The sequence below is a fragment of the Portibacter lacus genome (assembly GCF_021533215.1).
Classification (GTDB): Bacteria; Bacteroidota; Bacteroidia; order Chitinophagales; family Saprospiraceae; genus Portibacter; species Portibacter lacus.
On record NZ_JAJNKA010000003.1, the window covers coordinates 49,288 to 70,129 of the forward strand.

Annotated in this window: 18 protein-coding genes; 15 read left to right on the forward strand and 3 right to left on the reverse strand. The window is 35.0% G+C overall.

Annotated elements, in window-relative coordinates; all coding sequences use genetic code 11:
- Positions 1–79 precede the first annotated feature (79 nt).
- A complete protein-coding gene (locus L2586_RS05380; protein ID WP_235291772.1) occupies positions 80–2,422 on the reverse strand; it encodes a tail fiber domain-containing protein in 2,343 nt (780 codons plus the stop codon).
- A 152-nt stretch (positions 2,423–2,574) separates the two neighbouring features.
- Here L2586_RS05380 and L2586_RS05385 point away from each other — a divergent pair, with 152 nt between their 5' ends.
- From L2586_RS05385 to L2586_RS05455, 15 genes are all read left to right on the forward strand, one after another.
- Positions 2,575–2,733, forward strand: a complete 159-nt coding sequence (locus L2586_RS05385; protein WP_235291773.1) for a hypothetical protein — start codon at positions 2,575–2,577, stop codon at positions 2,731–2,733.
- Positions 2,734–3,112: 379 nt separating this feature from the next.
- Positions 3,113–4,591 carry an MFS transporter gene (locus tag L2586_RS05390; RefSeq protein WP_235291774.1) on the forward strand — a complete coding sequence of 493 codons (1,479 nt, stop codon included), beginning with the start codon at positions 3,113–3,115 and terminating at the stop codon, positions 4,589–4,591.
- A gap of 7 nt (positions 4,592–4,598) precedes the next feature.
- Positions 4,599–5,738, forward strand: a complete 1,140-nt coding sequence (locus tag L2586_RS05395; RefSeq protein ID WP_394804398.1) for an endo-1,4-beta-xylanase — start codon at positions 4,599–4,601, stop codon at positions 5,736–5,738.
- A 2-nt stretch (positions 5,739–5,740) separates the two neighbouring features.
- A complete protein-coding gene (locus L2586_RS05400; protein WP_235291776.1) occupies positions 5,741–6,721 on the forward strand; it encodes a glycoside hydrolase family 43 protein in 981 nt (326 codons plus the stop codon).
- Positions 6,722–6,908: 187 nt separating this feature from the next.
- Positions 6,909–7,973: a serine hydrolase domain-containing protein gene (locus tag L2586_RS05405; RefSeq protein ID WP_235291777.1), complete on the forward strand. Its 1,065-nt coding sequence runs from the start codon at positions 6,909–6,911 to the stop codon at positions 7,971–7,973.
- 72 nt (positions 7,974–8,045) lie between these two features.
- Positions 8,046–9,095 (forward strand): alpha/beta fold hydrolase, encoded by a 1,050-nt coding sequence (locus L2586_RS05410; protein ID WP_235291778.1) that lies wholly within the window; start codon positions 8,046–8,048, stop codon positions 9,093–9,095.
- Positions 9,096–9,190: 95 nt separating this feature from the next.
- Complete coding sequence (locus L2586_RS05415; RefSeq protein WP_235291779.1) at positions 9,191–11,107, forward strand: glycoside hydrolase family 97 protein; 1,917 nt, start codon at positions 9,191–9,193, stop codon at positions 11,105–11,107.
- 88 nt (positions 11,108–11,195) lie between these two features.
- Complete coding sequence (locus L2586_RS05420; protein ID WP_235291780.1) at positions 11,196–12,023, forward strand: AraC family transcriptional regulator; 828 nt, start codon at positions 11,196–11,198, stop codon at positions 12,021–12,023.
- A gap of 68 nt (positions 12,024–12,091) precedes the next feature.
- Positions 12,092–12,565, forward strand: coding sequence for a VOC family protein (locus L2586_RS05425; RefSeq protein ID WP_235291781.1), 474 nt, complete (start codon positions 12,092–12,094; stop codon positions 12,563–12,565).
- 123 nt (positions 12,566–12,688) lie between these two features.
- The gene (locus L2586_RS05430; RefSeq protein ID WP_235291782.1) at positions 12,689–14,191 is read left to right on the forward strand and encodes a serine hydrolase domain-containing protein; all 1,503 of its coding nucleotides are present in this window, start codon (positions 12,689–12,691) and stop codon (positions 14,189–14,191) included.
- Between the two features lie 170 nt (positions 14,192–14,361).
- Positions 14,362–15,060: an IPTL-CTERM sorting domain-containing protein gene (locus tag L2586_RS05435; protein ID WP_235291783.1), complete on the forward strand. Its 699-nt coding sequence runs from the start codon at positions 14,362–14,364 to the stop codon at positions 15,058–15,060.
- A 558-nt stretch (positions 15,061–15,618) separates the two neighbouring features.
- On the forward strand, positions 15,619–16,926 hold the full coding sequence (locus L2586_RS05440; protein WP_235291784.1) for a leucine-rich repeat domain-containing protein: 1,308 nt from the start codon (positions 15,619–15,621) through the stop codon (positions 16,924–16,926).
- A 44-nt stretch (positions 16,927–16,970) separates the two neighbouring features.
- Positions 16,971–17,324: a hypothetical protein gene (locus L2586_RS05445; RefSeq protein WP_235291785.1), complete on the forward strand. Its 354-nt coding sequence runs from the start codon at positions 16,971–16,973 to the stop codon at positions 17,322–17,324.
- A 51-nt stretch (positions 17,325–17,375) separates the two neighbouring features.
- Positions 17,376–18,089, forward strand: a complete 714-nt coding sequence (locus L2586_RS05450; protein ID WP_235291786.1) for a YqjF family protein — start codon at positions 17,376–17,378, stop codon at positions 18,087–18,089.
- Entirely contained in the window at positions 18,086–18,517 is a 432-nt protein-coding gene (locus L2586_RS05455; protein ID WP_235291787.1) for a DUF1801 domain-containing protein, read from the forward strand. Before L2586_RS05450 ends, L2586_RS05455 begins: the two co-directional genes overlap by 4 nt.
- Positions 18,518–18,526: 9 nt before the next feature.
- Here the strand turns inward: L2586_RS05455 and L2586_RS05460 are convergent, their stop codons facing one another.
- Positions 18,527–19,204: a lysoplasmalogenase gene (locus L2586_RS05460; protein ID WP_235291788.1), complete on the reverse strand. Its 678-nt coding sequence runs from the start codon at positions 19,202–19,204 to the stop codon at positions 18,527–18,529.
- A gap of 10 nt (positions 19,205–19,214) precedes the next feature.
- A complete protein-coding gene (locus L2586_RS05465; RefSeq protein ID WP_235291789.1) occupies positions 19,215–20,798 on the reverse strand; it encodes a T9SS type A sorting domain-containing protein in 1,584 nt (527 codons plus the stop codon).
- Positions 20,799–20,842 lie beyond the last annotated feature (44 nt).

Below are 20,842 nucleotides of genomic sequence, written 5' to 3' on the forward strand. Positions count from 1 at the left end.
TATCAACCTAAGGTTTAATACTAATAAACTAATTCAAATAACTACTATAATTTAAATCTATATTTCACTTCTAATAATGCTAAATGCCCTCATTCTTAGCCAATAGCTGCTGATCCATTTCTTGAAGTCTACTTTCTAGTTTTAATAATCGAACTTCCAGATTATCTATAATATCCTGCTGTTCTTGCACAGCCTTAACAAGGGGCACAACAAATGCAGCATATCTGAGTCCATAATAATCTTTGTCATTCTTAGGAGCATCAACCCCCGAAAAATCATAACCTAACAATTTAGCAGTTGCTTCCACTTCTTGGGCGATGAAACCAGATCTTATCATTGTACCTGCCTCACTTTTATCAATGTATGTTGTGCGTTTATCTTCTCCGTATTCTCTTAAGTAAAACTGATTAATTTCATCCAAATCCAGTCGATAGGTTACGGGACGTAATTTTCTTATAAAATCTATCCCTACTACATTTTCTTGCACATCTTTCTTGAAGTTTCCATCGCTGATATTCGTCCAGTTAGCATAACCACCTATGGAAGTAACATCCTGATTACCAATCCTAACTTGATGAGCAGCGGTACAATCTGCATCATTTCCTAGACCTGTATTATTGCCATTATCATTAATCGAATTAGCAGAAAATCCGATAGCCGTTCTCCTATTTCTCGTATTGTAACCACTTAAAGCTAATGAACCAACAGCAGTATTCTCATCTCCACTTGCTGTATTAACTAACGCATTTCTCCCTACTGCAGTGCTATTATCGCCCGTATTCCGGAAAAGCGCGAGACTTCCTAATGCAGTATTTCCATTTCCTGTCAGATTAAGTTGGAGGGAATGTGTACCCAATGAGGTATTTTCTTGTCCTGATATATTCTTAAATTGGGATTTATAACCTACCGCAACTATTCCTCCTATATATAATATATTACCGTTTCTAAAATTGAATAAAACAGAATCTCCAATAGCAACATTACTTCTTAGGGTTTTATTATTATACATTGCTGCATCACCAATAGCCATATTCCCATTTCCCGCAGTATTATTATAGAGCGCATAACTTCCCAGAGCTACGTTTCTGTTGCCAGTTTTATTCCAAAGTAGTGAACTGCTGCCAACACTTACATTTCTTATCCCAGCTTCATTATAAGTTAAAGATCGATAACCTATTGCTGTATTTGCATATCCATCTATGTTTTCATTCAAGGCCGAATATCCAAGTGCGGCATTAGCATTTCCTATTGTATTATTGCGTAATGAATTAGCTCCAAGAGCGACATTATATCCGCCACTTATATTTTCTTTTAGTGCATATGACCCGAGAACGGTGTTATAATTTCCGATTGTGTTCTCAGTTAATGCATTGTAGCCTATTCCTGTATTAGCATATCCTGTGGTGTTCTTTTTAAGTAAATGGTGCCCTACGGCAGTTATCCATGCTCCATGAAAATAAAAAGTCCCTGTAATTCCATTAACCATAAGTGTAGAATCACCTATGCCTATTGTGCCTGAAGTACGGTTGCTCATTGAGGCATCTGTCCCTATCGCAATGATATTACTTATGTCTTCAGTAGCACCTAAAGAATTACTTCCTATCGCAATATTGTTACTTCCAGTTTTATTTTGCTGAAGTGAATTCACACCAACACCGACATTATTTTCTCCTGTTTCCATCAGCCTTAAAACATTGTGACCAACTGCTGTATTTCCGTTCCCTAAAGTGTTTAATAGCATAGTTTGGTAGCCTAATCCTGTATTCCGATTGCCCAGATTATTATTCAAGCTATAAGACCCAATTGCTAAATTCTGATATCCCTTTACATTATTTTCTAATGTTTTCCTACCTATACCTATGTTTTCATTCCCTTCTCTGGCGTTACTTACACCACTGCCGTTTCTTAACAAAGATGAATCCCCTATTGCAATGTTATGCGTTCTAGATGCATTGTTTATTCCAGCTTTCTTTCCAATAAAAATCAATCCTTGTTTATTTTGTGGTTCTATCCGATTTTCTTCCATAGTCCATCGTTCGTTTCCACTTGTATAAAATCTAATAATGTCATCGTCTGGATGCTCTTCCACTCTTATTTCTGTATCTAGATCATTATCTATGATCCCGCTACTTAGGTTAATTCTTCGAAATCCAGCATCTTGCCAAAAGTAGAAATGTCTTTCATCAGTATCAAAAACTAACATTCCGATCTCAGCGTTCGTAAGTATAAGTGCAAAACTATTTCTTTGGTCTGTAGTTAGTCGCGGAATAAGAACTCCCATGTCATCTGCATCGATATCAAGAATCGCATTCGGGTTAGGTTCTTGATAATCGTGATTTATGCCAATGGATTGGCTATAAACTCCATGGAGACCTATTATTGAAAAAATGATGGTTAATAGAAAAAGGGTAATACTTTTCATGTCAATTTAATTTCTATAAACCTAAGCTGAGGTCTATTAAAATTCTGCTGCTTTTGAGGGTTGGTCAAAAAGAATAGATTTTAGGGTGGTTTGACTTGATAATATGAATTGGCTACACGACGAATAATAGCTGGGAGGTTATCGAAGACGAAATGGCTTTGATAATAAGTACAGGTGTTTATTGTGATCGGAATGGCGAGAAATATGAAAAATGTGTTCAGCCAGATGAGGAAGTAGCATTTATAATTGAAAAAAAAGTGGAAAAAGATGCTGATATTACTCAGGCAATAAATTGGTTGAAAAAGAAATAATTATTCTACAATCTAAAGAACTTCAGATTAGCATCATTCAAGATAACTACATTGCAAACCAACCTCAATTTTATATTGCTAAACCACATCTAGCAGCTTATATCATATTAAAAACTCACCCATTTAGAAATCCTTTTCATGCTAGATCAAAGTTATTCTTAATCCAACTATTAGCCTTATAATGAAATATATTTTGGCAAAATCAAATTTTAGAAATATCTTAAACCGTATTTAACCAATTATTCAAAATGTAACCATTATAAGATTTCTCACAAATTTACCTGTAGTGTAACACTAACTATAAACTTTAAGTAAGAGATTTTCGTAAAATTTTATAAGACACTATTACTGCAAGGACAAAACTTTCATCACAAAACAAATGACGAAAAATTTAATAAAGAAATTATCGGTTACAGAAAAAATCGGTTATTCATTAGGGGATTTAGCTGCTAATCTAGTTTTTCAAACTCTTATCACATATTTAGCTTTTTTCTATACAGATATTTACGGACTAAGTCCCGAGGATTCTTCTATAATCATCCTTTCTGTTGGTTTAATCGCAGCATTCTTATTCAATCCAGTAATAGGCGCAATTGCGGATAGGACGCGTTCAAGGTGGGGCAAGTTTAGACCATGGATATTATTTACGGCCATTCCATTAGGTGTTGTTGCATTGCTAGCATTCAGCACACCAGATTTTTCATATAAAGGAAAACTGATCTATGCCATTGTAACTTATTCATTGTTATTACTTCTATATGCTGCCAATAATCTACCTTATTCTGCTTTGAGTGGAGTAATTACTGGAGATATGGGTGAAAGAAATAGCATTTCCTCATATCGATTTGTTGCGGTAATGTTCGCTCAGTTTTTTGTTCAAGTCTTTATGTATCCACTTATCCTAGCCGTTGGCGATGGAGACAAAGCGGTTGGAATAGAGAAGGTAATGACTTATTTAGCAATTACTGGAACTGTAATGTTATTGGTTACATTTTTTACAACCAGAGAACGAATTGTACCTACAGCAAGTCAAGAATCTACCCTTAAGGAAGACATCAAAGACCTTTTCAAAAACAAACCGTGGTTGATCATGTTAACGGTGACAACTCTAATATTTGTTACGCTAGCAATGAAAGGTGGCTCATACGTTTATTACTTTGAAAACTATGTGAATGAAGCTTCGTTAGCACAATTTATTCAGCCCATTTTAAATGGTCTATCTGCAATAGGAATCAACTTTTTTGGTGAAGATTTAATATCCGCAGGATTTGGGTTATTTAATGCTGGCGGTATTATTATGATGATCGTAGGTATTACACTATCTAAAAGATTCGCGGATAAATATGGGAAGAGAGATGTATTTGTCATTTCATTGGTTATTTCGACCTTATTTATCACCTTTTTTTACTTTTTTCCTTCTGATTCAGTAGGATTAATGTTTGCATCTCAAATTTTACATGGATTCTTCTACGGTATAACCATTCCTATTTTATGGGCAATGATCGCTGATGTTGCAGATTTCTCCGAGTGGAAAAATAATAGACGAGCAACTGGAATTATATTTTCAGCAATGATGATTGGCCTTAAGGCTGGGTTGTCCATTGGCGGAGCATTGGTTGCTTCCATTCTAGGTTGGTATCAATACATTCCATCGGATAACACTTTAACTGACCAAATTATAACGCAGCCAGAATCAGCTATTACAGGAATTAAATTGTTGGTCAGCGTTTTTCCCTCGATCCCATTTTATGTAGCTGCTGTTATCCTTTTCTTCTATGAAATCAATAAGCAAATGGAAGTAAAAATTGAACAGGATTTGTTATCAAGAAGAAATGAAACCAATATACCTCTAGCTTAATAGATCTATAAAAATGAAAAAATTAGCGATATTACTCTTCCTCTTTTCTCTGCAGGCATGTGGCCCAAAAAAATCAAATTCTGAAGAAAATCACAATTCAGAACTTACTTTAAAAAAAGCATTCAAGGATGACTTCACCATTGGCACGGCTATGAATGTACACCAAATATATAAACGGGATGCCTCTACAGATTCCGTCATCCAAAAACATTTTAATTCAATAGTTGCAGAAAATTGCATGAAATCAATGAATATTCATCCTGAAATAGATCGCTTCTTCTGGGATGATTCGGATGCTTTTGTTCAGTATGGCATTGATCATCATATGGAAATTATCGGTCATAATCTTGCTTGGCATTCTCAGACTCCTTCCTGGTTATTTATTGATGAAAATGGAAATGATGTGGACCGAGAAGAAATGCTGAAAAGACTTCATGATCATATTGTTTCAATAATGACTCGGTATAAAGGAAAAATAAAAGGCTATGATGTTGTAAATGAAGCCATCAATGATGATGGTTCTATGCGTGAAAGTAAATTCTATCAAATAATAGGACCTGATTGGGTTGAGCAAGCTTTTAAATTTGCAGCCGAAGCGGATCCATCCGCTGAATTGTATTATAATGATTACAATATGAGCAATCAAATAAAGAGTAAGGCTGTGTATAAAATGGTGCAGCAAATGCAAGAAAAGGGTATAAAAGTGGATGGAATTGGAATGCAAGGCCACCTTAATGTAGGTTCGCCGTCTCTTAAAGATTTTGAGAAAAGCATAATCATGTTTTCAGAACTAGGAAAGGTGATGGTCACCGAATTAGATGTAACAGTATTACCTTGGCCAGATCAGAATGCTTCAGCAGAAGTTTCCTTAAGAGCTGAATACCAAGAAGAAATGAATCCATATCCATCTGGGATGTCTGATTCTATGAGTCAAGCCTTAAATAATAGATATATTGATATTTTTGATTTGCTACTGAAGCATAAAGCCAAGGTCAGTAGAGTCACTTTATGGGGTGTAAATGATAATCAAACATGGAGGAATAACTGGCCTATAGAAGGCAGAAGAGATTACCCTTTACTATTTAATCGAGACAATACGCCGAAACCTGCTGTAGATAGTATAATGATTAATGCTGTTAAAATTTGAAAATGGGAAATGAGAAAATTAGACATCTAGTAAAACATATCTATACTGCTGATCCATCAGCGCATGTATTTAACAATAAAATTTATATCTATCCTTCACATGATATAGATGCTGGCATTCCATTTAATGATAATGGTGATCATTTCGGAATGCAAGACTACCATGTATTTTCTATGGAAGCAATCGATGGTGAAGTAATCGATCATGGAAATGCACTAGATGTAGCGGATGTGCCATGGGCTAAACGCCAAATGTGGGCACCTGATGCTGCAACAAGAGATGGTAAGTATTACTTATATTTTCCTGCTAAAGATGAAAATGACATCTTCTATATTGGTGTGGCAATTGGTGATCGACCAGAGGGTCCTTTTATTCCAGAAGCAAAACCAATAGAAGGAAGTTTCAGTATAGATCCCGCAGTATTCTTGGATCCTAAATCTGGTTCACATTATTTATATTTTGGAGGTTTATGGGGTGGTCAACTACAGCGCTATAAAACAGGTAAATATGAAGAAGATGATAGTGAACCAAATGATCATGCCCCAGCATTATGCGCCAAAGTTGCAAAGCTGAAGGACGATATGTTGTCATTAGATGAGGAAGTTAAAGATCTTTTGATTGTAGACAAATTTGGCAATCCACTAAAAGCAGGAGATCACAATAGAAGGTTTTTTGAAGCTGCTTGGATGCATGTTTATAATGGAACTTACTACTTTTCCTATTCTACTGGAAACACACATTTACTGTGCTATGCCACGGGCGATAATCCTTATGGGCCATTTACATACAGAGGAGTAATAATGACGCCAGTTGTTGGCTGGACAACGCATCATAGCATTTGCGAATTCGAAGGTAAGTGGTATCTCTTTCATCATGACAGTAAATTATCTGGTGGTGTAACTCATCTCAGAAGCATCAAAATTGCAGAAATAAAATATCGTGAAGATGGAAGTATAGAAACCTTGGATGGTATGATGGAATAAATATCATAAAAGCTAGTCCTTTTTATAATTTTCCAACATTTCTATAACCTTTATGATCTTGGATTCTAAAGTGCTTTGGAATTTAGTATGCTTTATTCGCTATTTCATCTAAAAGGAGAATACCTAGTTCACCTATTTATTACTTTTATCATAGCACTCCTAGTTATTTTGCGAAAAATTGTAACTCATGAAAGTATTACCTCTATTTATTTTATCCTTAATCATTGTGCTAAATTTAAGTTGTGGAGTCAATATGCAAAAAATGAAAGTCCAAGACCAGAACATTAAATCAATAGTAGACCAATACTATCAAGATGGCAGTTTTAATGGAAGCGTTCTCGTCGTTCAGAAAAATAAAGTCATATTTAATCAATCTTATGGTTTCGCAGATGCAGCAAAGCAGGAATTGTTAACGAATGACTTTAAATATGGAATTGGGTCAATTTATAAAGAGTTCCCTGCAGTATTGATCATGCAACTCTCAGAAAAAAAGCTACTAAATCTTAATGACAATATAAATAAGTATCTCCCTGAATTACCTGAATGGTCAAGTAAAATAAAAATCACTCATTTACTTCAATACACTAGTGGTTTACCCCGGATAGACTTTAATAAGTACTTTAGTAAGAACATAGAGGTCACGGAAGCAGATATCATGAAGGATATTTTAAGCTTGGAAAAGCTAGAATTTGAACCGGGATCTGATTATCTATATACCAACAATTGCCCTTTCTTATTAATAAAAATAATTGAAAAGTTTACCAATAGGGACTTCGTCGATTACATCCAAAATCAGTTATTCACACCTTTGGACCTATCCCACATTGAAATAAAAAAACAATACCCATATACTGACAATACCAAAATGGCCATTCCTTTTAATAGAGAATTTAAAATTGACCAATATAAAATCAACGCCCCTACCCTCTTGTTTACAGCTACTACAATGGATTTGTTTAAGTGGATTTATAAACTAAACTCTTTCGAGATAATATCTTCTGAATCACTTCTATTTCTTTCACAAACTGCAGATCTAAACAATGATAATATGCAAGCTCCTTTTGGAAATTGTAAAGTGGAAAAGGAGGTAATATCACATCATGCTCATCATGGATCCATGGGAAATTATGAAGGATTTATTCAATGGTTTAGCAAGGAAGAAGTAGCTATCATTATTTTAACCAATCAAAAGAACCAAAATGTCTTCGAGATTGGTGATGCGATAACGAAAAGTCTTGATCAAATTCACTAGGTTATATTTTTAAAAACGGTTCTAAAGGAAAATAAGTGTTATGATGGTTTCATTAAGGAAAGAATGTAAATTATGAGTTTAAAAAGATTGTTAAAATGGCTAGGGTTCTTCCTAGGATTAATCATAGGCATTTTTCTATTGCTATTGCTCGTTCCAGAGAAAGAGACCATCGCTAAACTACAACCTCGAGGTAGCACAGAATATTGGGAAATGAGTGAAGGATTTCGAATTGCCTACACACATCTCAGTGGAATAGATAGCATAAATAAAACACCAGTTATTTTCCTCCACGGTGGTCCAGGAGGATATGTCCATTCAAGTAGTATCAAAACATTTGCGAGCCTTGCTGAAATAGGACATGATGTATATCTCTATGATCAACGAGGCTCCGGATTATCCGATAGAATGAGCAAGTATTCTGATATTAATCTAAATAAGCATCTATCAGACTTACATGAAATTATCAAACAAAAAATTAAAGCGCCGAAAGTAATTTTAATCGGTCAATCATTCGGCAGTATTATCATCTCACAATATTCTGCACAACACCCAGAGACCATAGATAAAATCGTCTTTAGTTCTCCAGGAGCATTACGACCACATAGACAAATTAATGGCAATTATGTAGATCTTGATTCCATCTATCTAGCACCTGATTCACTCCTATTCAAGACACCATATTATTTTGTAAAAGATGTGGATAATATGGCAATGAAGCCGAAAGCTATTGCTGCAAGTGTCGGTGCATTAATATTTAATAAGAAGTTTATTTCTGACAAACAAATGGATAGAATGCTGAATACTCTGGCTTCCCAATTTACGAAAGGAATGGTTGCTGATCCTAAAAACGTTCTGCCTGAAGAAGGTGGTGGTAGATTGTATGCTTACATGGCAACTAACAGTGATGATTTCCCAGAAATCAGGGATAAAATTAATTCAGTCACAGCACCTATCCTAGTTATTCAAGGACAATATGAATATCATTCTTACGGAGTAGCATATGAATACGTAGATCTTTATCCTAATGGGAAATATCGCTTCATTGAGAATGCGGGACATGAAATATGGTGGGAGCAAGAAGTGGAATATGTGAAAGTTATTAAGGACTTTCTAAATGAGTAATGTAAACTCATTAATGAAAGTAAATAGTTTACATTTAAATTCTGAAAGGATATATTAGCAAATCTCTATTACTAGACTATCCAATAAGTACATCTATGAAATCAAATATTCTCACACTACTATTTCTTTTAACTATTTTTTCTTGCTCCCAGAAGGATGACTTTACTCTTACTTCTCCTAATGGTGATTTGCAAATAGATATCTTCTCAAAAGATCAAAGGAGATCTATTTCCGTCCTCTATTTAAAGGATACCATTTTCACATCAGCTGCATTTGGTTTATTGGTAAATGATTATAATTTTGGAGAGCAGGTTTCCTATAAGCATAAAGAAGTAAATGATGTAGATGAGACTTGGAAAGCCATTAATGGCAAGCAAGCTGAAATCAGAAACCATTACCGTGAGTATAGTTTTCAAGTTGCTGCAAATAGTAATAAGGAAAAGTTCTACAAGCTCATTTTCAGACTATACGACGATGGATTTGCCTACCGTTATGATTTTCCGCATGAGGTTATCGGCGACTCAATAACAATCCAGAAGGAATTGACTTCACTTGATATGAAAGGAGATTACACCTACTGGGCTTACAACGGAGAAAAACACAACGTCGGCCCCATCACGAGATCTTCGGAAGATAAAAAACAAGTCCGAATCCCAATGGTTATTCAGTTGAAAAATAATAGATTTATGGCGATCCACGAAGCAGACATTTCGGAATTTGGACCATTTTCTATGAACGCAGCAGCGCCAGATCAGTCGCTAGTTTTCAATACGTCTTATTCTACTCGGAAAAAAGCATTTAAGACTTCATGGAGAAGTTTTATGCTAGGAGAAAATATTGGTGATCTCGTGGAATCTAATTTACTAGAAAACTTAAATGAACCGTGTAAAATAGAAGATCCTTCTTGGATTAAACCTGGAAAGTCACTTTGGGATTGGCGTGTCAAAGGCTATAAAACGGAGGATCGATACACCTACCAACTGAACACTAAGTCCCATAAGCGATTTATTGATTTCGCATCAAAGAATAATATACAATACCTACTGATAGACGCCGATTGGTATGGTTCTGAATTTTCAGAAACTTCTGATCCGACTTCTTCCATCGATGGTGTAAACATAGAAGAGTGCATGGCCTATGCAGCAGACAAGAAAGTAGGTATCATCCTATATCTCAATGATGTAGGCGCTAAAAAATTTGGATTGGAAGCAGTGTTGAAACAGTTTTCTGAATGGGGAGCAGTAGGTGTTAAGTATGGATTCATGAAAGGGAATGCAGAACAAAAAGTGAAGCATACTCATGAAGTGGTAGCTTTATGTGCAAAGTATAAACTGATGGTAGATTTTCATGATAATCCTATTCCTCCGAATGGAGATTCCAGAACTTGGCCTAATCTAGTCGCTCGAGAATACGGGCATGCTCAGGCTGATGCGAAAAAATCTTACTTTCCAGAAACAGCTGTGAACACTCCACTAATCAATATGATTGCCGGTCCACTAGATCTGACGAATGGATGGTTTGATTTAAACCATGCGCATTCTAGAGAGAAGGTATTCCAAGAGTTACCAGGAACGGTCGTTGCAGAGGTTGCGAAATTAATCGTGATCTATTCAGGCTGGATGGTTCTTCCTGATAGTCCAGAAGAATACGCCAAAAAAGATGATTTATTTGATTGTATTCGACAAATGCCAGCACAATTTGATGATTTAAAAGTTATCGATGCAAAGATTGATGAATATGTCAGTATTGCCCGAAAATCAGGCGAAGATTGGTTCATCGGCTCCTTGACTAATAGAGAAGCCAGAACGCTAAAACTGGACTTTAGTTTTCTTCCTGAAAATGAAAAATACGAAGCTACAATTTATGAGGATGCTAGCGATTCCCATTTCTTGAATAATAAAGAAGCTTATCAAATTAGAACGCAACTAATTGATTCGAGCACTCAACTTTCTATTACCATGGGTGCTGGTGGAGGAAATGCCATTCATCTTAAGCATTTAAAAAGTGAATAATAATGATTCCTGTAATCTTAGGGCGTGAAAAGTTTTAGAAATCAAATCTCTCATTTGTAGATGCGTTACAATTTGTATATTTTCCATTATGGAATACCAAAACTTTGATCCTTCGACCGCATTAGCAACCTTCGTTAAAACCTATTGGACCTTACATATTCCTAAAGAAGCGCCGAGAGAAAAACAACAGATCTTACCAGATGGATGCATTGAAATCATTTTCATTCTTGGAGACGATATAAAAAGATACACTAGTGAAACCGATTATATTATTCAACCTCGATCCTTCGTTCTAGGTCAACTTACCGATCCTTATTTTGTGGAACCCTTGGGTGAGGTGAATAGTTTTGCAGTAAGTTTTATTCCAGGAAAATTCTCTTATTTCGTAAATACATCCCTTCGTGTATTAGCTAACAAGGAAACTCCGCTTTCTGAATTGTTTGATAAAGACGCGGTATCAATCCTAGAAGATGCGATTAAGAATGCCGCTACATCAGAAGAGCGAGTAGCCATTGTCGAAAACTTCCTCCTTGATTTAATTGCTCAGAATACTTCAGTCGACGAAATTATTAATGCTACAATAGAAAGCATTTTTCAAACCAAGGGAAACATTGGCATAGAGAAAATGCTCAAATCATATGACTTGAAACGACGTCAATTAGAACGCAAATTCTCGAAAAAAGTAGGAATTAGCCCCAAACAACTCTGTCGGATTATTAGATTACAAGCAAGTCTCCAAAGCATGCTCAACAATGAAGATAAGAGCTTAACTCATGTGGGTTACGAAAATAATTTCTTTGATCAGTCGCACTTTATCAAGGACTTCAAAGATTTTACTGGAATCAGTCCCAAAGAATTTTACAAGGACGAAAAATTTTCCCTTTCGTCTATCATTTATGGCAATAAGGAAAGATGACGCATTTGTACAATTTTAAATCCTTGTAGGCGAGTATTTTTGAGTTTCACTAATTAAAACATTGACCTATGCTAAATTTAAAATTGCCGATATGGATGGTCTTCGCACTCGGTTTATGCCACTTTGTAGCCCAACAAACAACCAACAATAACATTTCACTTAACTCAACAAACAACACTAGTATGATTTCAATTTTCGAAATACCTGCAACAGATTTTAAAAGAGCAACGACATTTTATAAAGCGATCTTAAACATTGACATTCAAGAAATGGATATGCAAGGTTCTCAGATGGGATTGTTCCCAAGTGATGGCCAATCCGCTTCGGGCGTTATTATCAAAGGAGAAGGTTATGCACCTTCGCAAGAGGGTGTACTTATTTATCTCAATGGTGGAAATGACTTGCAAGTTATCCTTGACAAGATCGAAGCGAATGGAGGAGAAATTGTGCTTCCTAAAACCATCATCGATGAAGAAAATGGCTATTTCGCATTTTTCTTAGATTCAGAAGGAAATAAAATCGGATTACATTCGATGAAATAGAAACTAGGTAAACCCTGCAATTGCTCAGTTTTAGAAACATTTCACAATTCATTGACATTGTTTCACATTAGGAAATAGCAATAGGCACCGCTTCATGATAGATTTACATAAAAAAAATAAATCATGTATAGTCTAAAGTACCTATTGCCTATCCTGCTCTTCTTCATTTCATGCGGACCACAATCCAGATATACTGATCCACAAGATGCAGATGCTTCTATAATAGAACAGACTAAAACAAGCGAAGTAGATAAACTCATCAGAACGTACGCTGATTATGGTGAATTCAATGGTGCCCTTCTGGTCGCTAATGAAGGAAAAGTGATCTACCAAGAGGGATTCGGATATGCGAATATGGAGTGGAATATCCCCAACCAATCGGATACAAAATTCAGAATTGGATCCATAACGAAGCAATTCACAGCGATACTTGTATTGAAATTGGTTGCGGAAAACAAATTAGACCTGCATACTCCCATTTCGAACTACCTTTCTGAATATCCAAAAGAAAACGCGGAACAAATCTCCATCCACCACTTGCTTACCCATTCTTCAGGAATCCCTAATAATTTTGAGTCCACAAAACGGAAAGCATTCAGACCAGACAATTATTCATCCAGGGAGCTTGTAGATGAATTTTCTTCGTTGCCACTTGAATTCGAACCAGGATCTAAATTCTCCTACTGTAATGCTGGCTATAATCTTCTAGGCCATATCGTAGAAGAAATTACCGGCATGAGATATGAAGAAGCCCTACAAAAAGTGATATTCGATCCATTAGAAATGAAAAACACTGGATTCGACAAGCACAGAGCGCAGATTAAGAATAGAGCTTCGGGTTATTTTGAAAGTTTTAAAACTTACTATAATTCGAATTATATAGATATGTCCACGGTATATGCGGCAGGTGCTATGTATTCAACGGTGGAGGATTTATTTCGCTGGGACCAGGCATTGTATTCGGATAAAATCTTACCAAAAAACTACTTGGATTCCATTTTTATGAAACACATAGAAGATCCAGGATACGGCGGCTACTACGGATACGGATGGAGTATTAAAGATAAACCACTAGGCAATTCAGATGAAGTAGTAGAAACCATCGTTCATGACGGTGTGATAGATGGATTTTGTGCGATCATCACAAGAATTCCATCTAGAAATTCCGCTATCATTCTATTAAGTAATATCAGAAGAGCGCCTCTTAATGCCATGACGAAAGGAATCATGGGCATTCTTTATAATAAACCATATGACGTTCCACGAAGATCAGTAGCATTTGCTTTCTTAGATGCCGTCAATGAAAAAGGACTTGAAAAAGCAATAATTGAGTATAAGCGAATTAAAGGCGATCCAGATTATTATTTATCGGAAGAGGAAATGAATATTGCGAGTTATAAGTTGCTACAAGCGGATCAACCTGAACATGCAGAAACATTATTGAGACTAGGAATCGAAGCATTTCCGGAGGCATTTAATTTATATGACAGTCTCGGTGAAGTACTGATGAGCCTTGGAAAAAAACAGGAATCCATTCTAAATTATAAGAAGTCTATTCAGTCAAATCCAGAAAATGAAAATGGGATTAGGATGTTAGAAAAGTTAGAAGCGGGAATGGAAGAATAAATATTTAATTAAAAATGATTTTCTTATTTATAGGTATTTGTTAGACCAACAGTGTCTCTAGTTTATAAAGTATATGCTAAATCATATTAAATATAATTGCATATGTTAAAATTACATTTTATTTTGTTATCATTGCAGCGCAATATATAATAACTAAAACCTTTAACACCATGAATTACAATTTCCGATTATTAAGTTTCGTGTTCGTATTTCTTTGCTCTTTTTTAGTGATCTCTGAAGGGATCGCACAAACCGACACCGGAATGACAGATGGTAATATTGTCGTAAATCCCATGAGACCTTCAGCTCTTATGCCACCTATGCAATCTTTTACTTTCTCAGGAACGATAACTGCAGCATCACCAACAAAATCAGCGCGATTAAACAGAAATGCAGTAGCCTCTACTTGCGAAGTTCCTAAAATTTGTGATATTTTCTCAACAGATGCTTTTCCATATAATCAACATTCCTTTACAAATCCAAGTAGTGAGTCCGTTTGTATAGAAGTAATACTATCAACTTTATGTACAGAAGGAAATGTTGGATTCGACATATATGATGGTTCATTTGATCCGAGTAATATTTGTACAAATTATTTAGCAGATCCAGGGCTTTCATCAGGAGTACCTGCAGTAGATGTTATGCTATCCTATGAATTGGCTCCATCTCAGACAATAGTAATTGTAGTCTTTGATGTTAATCAAGCTACTTGTGAAATAGGAGGTGGATATGAATTAGCTATAAATGGCATGTTCCCTGCAGCTGTTCCGACATTAGGACAATGGGGACTTATCATATTAGGAATACTATTAGCGATATTCGGAGTGGTTGCTATAAAGTCTAGACAGTTTACATTTAATAAAGCGTAGCCAATTCAATTATAATTCAATTTCGCTTTAGATTGGTTTTGTAAAGAAAAACTTGATATTCCCAAGCCCATTCAAACCATTCATTTTTCATTCTTTGGGCGATCTCAGGATAATTTAAGCTTTGATCATTTGATTCAACTGGATCCGTTTCTAAGTTATATAAGGACCAATGTTTACTTTGCTTTGAGTAGACCAATTTCTTTCCTCGCCTTTATAAGTGCTACTTTTTGCGTTGAATGTATGTTTAAAATACTTTACCATGCGTTCAAAGAACCCTATAAATACTCGATCAAGGCTATTTCGTAGAATAAAAGAGCAGATTTCAGCTTAAACATTCTCAATTATTCCTTATCAATTTAATTGCTCAAAACTATTTTTTAATTTCATCAAGCAAGTAAGTTTTTCTATTCATCTCATTCTGAAAAATTAAACTTTTAGCTTTCTAGATTGCTATGATGACATGAATACATATATTTAAATTGCTAAAAATACCTCCATAAATTCGAAACGTATTTCAACAAAATTTTAATTTTAGAATCTGAAACAAGTGAAATAAAAATGAGCAAAACACTTAAAGATATTCTAGGAAAGGGATTTGAATATATTAGAGTAGAAGGTTTTAATACAAAGAATCCTAAAATCTTCATTGAGGATGGGAAAATTAAAAAATGCATCCAGGCCGTTAAAGCTTTAGATATTCAGATCGTTTACTGCTCAACAGACAATATTGACTATCTGACTGATCCAGCATTTCTTCAAACTAAAAAACTTTCGCTATCCTCTTACAACCTGAAAAGTATCTCACCTATTTTCCAACTTAAGAAGCTAACCAACCTTAGTTTTAACGGTGAAATACAGGAAGAGGTGGATTTTAGTAATTTTAAGAAATTAACGACATTATATTGTGACATGCCCAAGCACTATACGAATTTAAGCGCTTTGACCAAGTTAAAAGATGTTACAATAACCAATTATCTCAAAAGTGACCTTTCAGAATTCACACCTCTTGTTCAGATTAAAAAACTAAGTCTATATAACACGGAAATTGAAAAGTTGAATGGTATTACGAATCTTAATAAATTAACTTCATTAAAGATTCATCATGCTCTAAAATTGAAATCTATTAAAGAACTTGAAACTTTAAAAGACAGTCTTACGCATCTCGAAATTCATTTTTCAAATATATCTGACTTATCACCCATTGGAACATTGGTTCACTTAAAAAAACTGAGTCTCAGAGCTCTGAAGGATGTTGGTGATCTTTCATTTATTTCGAATTGTACAGCACTTCAAGAATTAGGATTGAATCAACTAAAAGATGTGGATTCCCTTGATTTTTTATCTGGCTTGACCAACTTCAAATCTTTACAAATCTACCCTTGGGCCGTTAGTGTAAAGGATGGATCTTACCTGCCACTCACTCAGAAACTTAATGAAATGGGTAAACTTTTTCAGCTGTTACAATGGGAAGAAGTCTATAAACATTTAGATGATGATGGGAAGAAAGAATATCATGAATTTCATGACATTAGTAAACTAGACTTTATCAAACGTGAATTTCACTTTCATGTATACGAAAACTTCTCTCCTCCTTATACTAAGGAAAACTGCGATTTGGTAGATCAAGTGATTTATGGTCTAATTGATAATCTAGAAAAGGATCCCGATTTATCCAAAAAAGAGAAAGTCGACCTAATTAAAGAATCTGTTCTCAAACTCAATGAAATAGATGAGCAGATTACCGGTTTTATAGAAACAGGAGAACGTGAATACCTATGTGATGTTCTAGATGAAATAGCCCTGGCAGTTGACATTAACATAGAAGAATATGAGGATGGGATTGCAAGTGAATGGAGAGAATGGTAGTGCTAGCTTGGCATAATTTATTTATAATTGACAAAAAATTTAACATGAAGACATTGCACGAGATTCATCAGCATAAAGAAAACTTTGAACTGATCGAAATGATAGAATCTCCTGAACATTATACCCCAGAATGTATCGAAGTGATTCACGAAATATTGAATTCGCGGGACATTAACAATAAAGAGAAAGCTAAAATCATAAAGCAAATAAATGAAGATAAGGCTAGAAAAAAATTACTCAACCAGAATCTTTCTGAAGAAGAAATCATCTTGCATAAAAGCCAATTTCTAGATAAAAAGCAAATAAAAAATATCTACATTAAGCAGTTGAAACTAATCATGAAAGAGCAAAAAGGTTTTAGATTTGACGTTTGGTCTTATGTAATTGGTGCTTACTAAACCAAATTTAAAGCCGCCGAAATGCTCGGTGGTAAAAAGAACCTAACGTAAATGAGTTTTCTGAAAGCAGAATGGCGAAAACTAGCCATTGCGAATTACAAGATCGATCCTACTCTTCTCGAAGAATATCTTCCAGCAGGCACTGAGCTAGATTTTTGGGAAGGGAATTGTTACGTGAGTTTGATCGGCTTTATGTTTCTGGATACACGAATACTGGGGTTTCGCATTCCTTTTCACACAAATTTTGAAGAAGTAAATCTAAGATTTTATGTGAAGCGTTATGAAAACAAGGCATGGAAAAGAGGTGTTGTTTTTATAAAGGAAATGGTTCCAAAATTCGCGCTAACTTTCGTGGCGAACACCATCTATAAGGAAAATTATGTAACCCTTCCGATGAAGCACCGCTGGGAAAAGTCTGAGAAAAGCAACATCGTAGAATATCAATGGAAAAAAGATCATTCTTGGCAAAAAATTAAAATAATTGCCGACCTTGAGCCTAGTGAAATAATCCCAGATAGTGAAACGGAATTCATTACAGAGCATTATTGGGGATATGCTAAAGTAGATAGCAACACAACGAATGAATATGAAGTGACTCACCCCAAGTGGCTCGCTTACAAAGTCATAGACTTCGATATTTCAGTAAATTTCGAATCCGTTTATGGTGAGAAATTTGCCATGTTAAATGGCAGAGAAGCAGATTCGGTGATGTTAGCTGAAGGTTCTGAAATTACCGTTGAAAACAAGAAAAAACTAAAATTTTGAGTGAGATAAATGTAAAAAGCGACCCATCCGTAAAGGAGAAATTTGAGAATTATCCTGAACACATCAGACCCAAAATGGAGAATTTGAGAAGGATCGTGCTAGAAACTGCTCAAGAAATAGAAACGATTAAGGATGTGGAAGAAACACTAAAGTGGGGAGAACCTAGCTACCTTGTAAAGAAAGGAAGTACTGTTCGCATGGATTATAAAGAGAAAAAACCGGATCAATATGCTGTTTATTTCAAGTGTACGAGTCTAATCGTACCAACGATCAAGGAGATCTATGGCGACTTGTTCAATTATGAAACAACAAGAGCGATCGTATTTGGATTAGACGAGGAGGTTCCTGAGGAAGCATTGAAAACTTGCATCGGTTTTGCACTGAAATATCATACTATTAAACATCTTCCTTTACTTGGTGAGATATAATTTATTTATTTAGGTCAATGTTTGACTTGAAACTAATTGCTTTTCACTGATTAAACAGGCAGCATTAGCAAGCAATACAATTGCTAACCAGTAAGAAGCCAAAATTACCAAAGGTGCCATTTCAAATGCGAACTTAAACTTATTCAATGCAATCATAGCATCTGAGAAAATAAAGCAAGCTGCTCCGATCGCCATAATTTTAAATACAAATTCCTTCCGCTTTAAAAACAAGCTCGTACTCTGCCAACCCATCGTTAATATAAAAAGAACATAAGCAAAAACGGGAATCGCCATCGCTCCTAAACCACTATAAATAAAAGCATAGTAACCAATTCCAAAGGCAAGAAAACCTAGCATTACTGGAATATTAAAATTGAACTTATCCAAGGTTACAAAACTCCAAGTGAATAGAACATGAGCGATAAGAAAAGACCCAAGACCCAATACAAATCTGCTATCCTCTAATAAGAATACATCACCTATTAAGCAAAAAACCAATGCAATAATGGTTAAATTCCTATATTTCCCAAAGACTTTGTTACCATGTAAGATTGGAATTAAAAGTACGAGAATAGTTGTAATGGGTTTGAATATGACGTACAGATTATGATTGTTGGTTAGATCAAGATATATAGATACCGCCGCACTAATGAACACCAATATATTGAGCAATCTTCTTGAAATCATCCTATGGAATCTAAAGTTTCACAAATTTATCAATGTATAATTTTTTATCCTGATCTACAATTTCCAGGATGTATATTCCTGCCGGTAGTGAAGATACATCCATCTTGCTCCCATATCTTTGCATTTCAGTACTAATAACTTTGCCACTTATATTCAGCACCCTAACCTTACTTGTTTCTGGTATTCCATCGAAGGTTAAAACATCAGCAGTAGGATTTGGATAAATCTTCACCTTTTGTGCAAATGAGGATGCATCTGCAGATAGCACTAACTTGCATGTAGAATTGTTAGAAAAGTCTGCGTCCACTTCACCGTCTACTGCAATTGCATAGAGACAAAGTTCATTGTATTTCCTGTATGCTTTATATAAAGTATCTATCGTTATCTGACCGCCCGGCTCTAAATTTAGGTTCTTCAGTTTAATTTGTAGCTGAGCATATGCACAATTAAAACCATGCATTCTGTTAGAGAGCACGAAAATCTCATCGACCTTTTTATCCGATAAATTTGTGATACCAAATTGAAGTTCATAATGATAATATATTTCATAAACTAACGTCCCATCTAATTGCTCATGTACTTCGAAAGTATCTGGGATCTGAACGATTTCATTAAGGTCAATTGAAACGTCTTTTTCAGATGGAGACGGATTACTAATATTCTCAAAAATCCCATTTGTCAATTTTTCACCTTCTGTAGTTTGATGCCCATAAATATATACTGATGAGCCATTCGTAATTAATCTATTAAAATCCTGAACAGCATTGTCTTCTACAAATACTTTCTCCTCTACATTGTTTTCATCAATTTTATAAACGCTTGATTGCTCTTCTAATACTGATAAAATGAAAAGATCATTCTTAAAAACTAAAATATCTTCGATGGTTCCGCCCTTTTCAAATGCAATTGTAGAGCTCAAATTTAACCCACCATCATATATTTCTATTCTATCTTCTAAGCCAATATAAATACTTTCATTATCAATAAAGTAAGTCTTAATCGATTCAACTAAATCAACACTTCCGTTCTTTTCTCCATTTCCATCTATAAGGTAAAATCCATTTTTACTGAACCCCAAAACATGATTATCGTGGGCTTCTATGCTTTCTAAACTTAATTCAGTAACTACCTCAGAAAACAATCCTCCTTCAAAATCGTAAAACTTAAGCTTATCATCCTCCGTCAAGATGGCAATTAAACTATCCTGAAAAATAGAGAAGTCTTTAAAATCTAAAATGCCATCTATAGTTTTCTTTTCTACAAACTTATCTTCATTGTGGTAAGAAAGGGAGACAAAATTAGGCCCTACATCATCTGCTTGTCGGTTAACACTTAGAGCAGCCCATTTTGATTCGTTCTTTTTCAATCTTGCCTTTAGGGTAAAACCATAGCCTGCTATGAATGAAGGACTTTCTAAATGATTGATTAAACTACCTTCCATACAAGTCCCCACAATCCAAAAACTATAAATTGAATTTTCAAAACTAATCATGTCTTCAATGATCAATGGTTCACCAAAATCAAAGATAGATTGTGATGAAAGTGGTGAAAAGGCAAAAAGAAAAATAATCGGAAATAGCTTAATAAGTTTCATGGTATTGGATTTATGATACTTAAAATAGTAAATAATCCACACAA

Bases quoted from the DNA above. Each gene is read 5' to 3' on its own strand.
- L2586_RS05400 (WP_235291776.1), top strand. From the start codon at position 5,741: ATGGGAAATGAGAAAATTAGACATCTAGTAAAACATATCTATACTGCT.
- L2586_RS05435 (WP_235291783.1), top strand. From the start codon at position 14,362: ATGAATTACAATTTCCGATTATTAAGTTTCGTGTTCGTATTTCTTTGC.
- L2586_RS05380 (WP_235291772.1), bottom strand. From the start codon at position 2,422: ATGAAAAGTATTACCCTTTTTCTATTAACCATCATTTTTTCAATAATA.
- L2586_RS05420 (WP_235291780.1), top strand. From the start codon at position 11,196: ATGGAATACCAAAACTTTGATCCTTCGACCGCATTAGCAACCTTCGTT.
- L2586_RS05390 (WP_235291774.1), top strand. From the start codon at position 3,113: ATGACGAAAAATTTAATAAAGAAATTATCGGTTACAGAAAAAATCGGT.
- L2586_RS05405 (WP_235291777.1), top strand. From the start codon at position 6,909: ATGAAAGTATTACCTCTATTTATTTTATCCTTAATCATTGTGCTAAAT.
- L2586_RS05460 (WP_235291788.1), bottom strand. From the start codon at position 19,204: ATGATTTCAAGAAGATTGCTCAATATATTGGTGTTCATTAGTGCGGCG.
- L2586_RS05385 (WP_235291773.1), top strand. From the start codon at position 2,575: ATGGCTTTGATAATAAGTACAGGTGTTTATTGTGATCGGAATGGCGAG.
- L2586_RS05430 (WP_235291782.1), top strand. From the start codon at position 12,689: ATGTATAGTCTAAAGTACCTATTGCCTATCCTGCTCTTCTTCATTTCA.
- L2586_RS05450 (WP_235291786.1), top strand. From the start codon at position 17,376: ATGAGTTTTCTGAAAGCAGAATGGCGAAAACTAGCCATTGCGAATTAC.
- L2586_RS05415 (WP_235291779.1), top strand. From the start codon at position 9,191: ATGAAATCAAATATTCTCACACTACTATTTCTTTTAACTATTTTTTCT.
- L2586_RS05445 (WP_235291785.1), top strand. From the start codon at position 16,971: ATGAAGACATTGCACGAGATTCATCAGCATAAAGAAAACTTTGAACTG.
- L2586_RS05425 (WP_235291781.1), top strand. From the start codon at position 12,092: ATGCTAAATTTAAAATTGCCGATATGGATGGTCTTCGCACTCGGTTTA.
- L2586_RS05465 (WP_235291789.1), bottom strand. From the start codon at position 20,798: ATGAAACTTATTAAGCTATTTCCGATTATTTTTCTTTTTGCCTTTTCA.
- L2586_RS05410 (WP_235291778.1), top strand. From the start codon at position 8,046: ATGAGTTTAAAAAGATTGTTAAAATGGCTAGGGTTCTTCCTAGGATTA.
- L2586_RS05440 (WP_235291784.1), top strand. From the start codon at position 15,619: ATGAGCAAAACACTTAAAGATATTCTAGGAAAGGGATTTGAATATATT.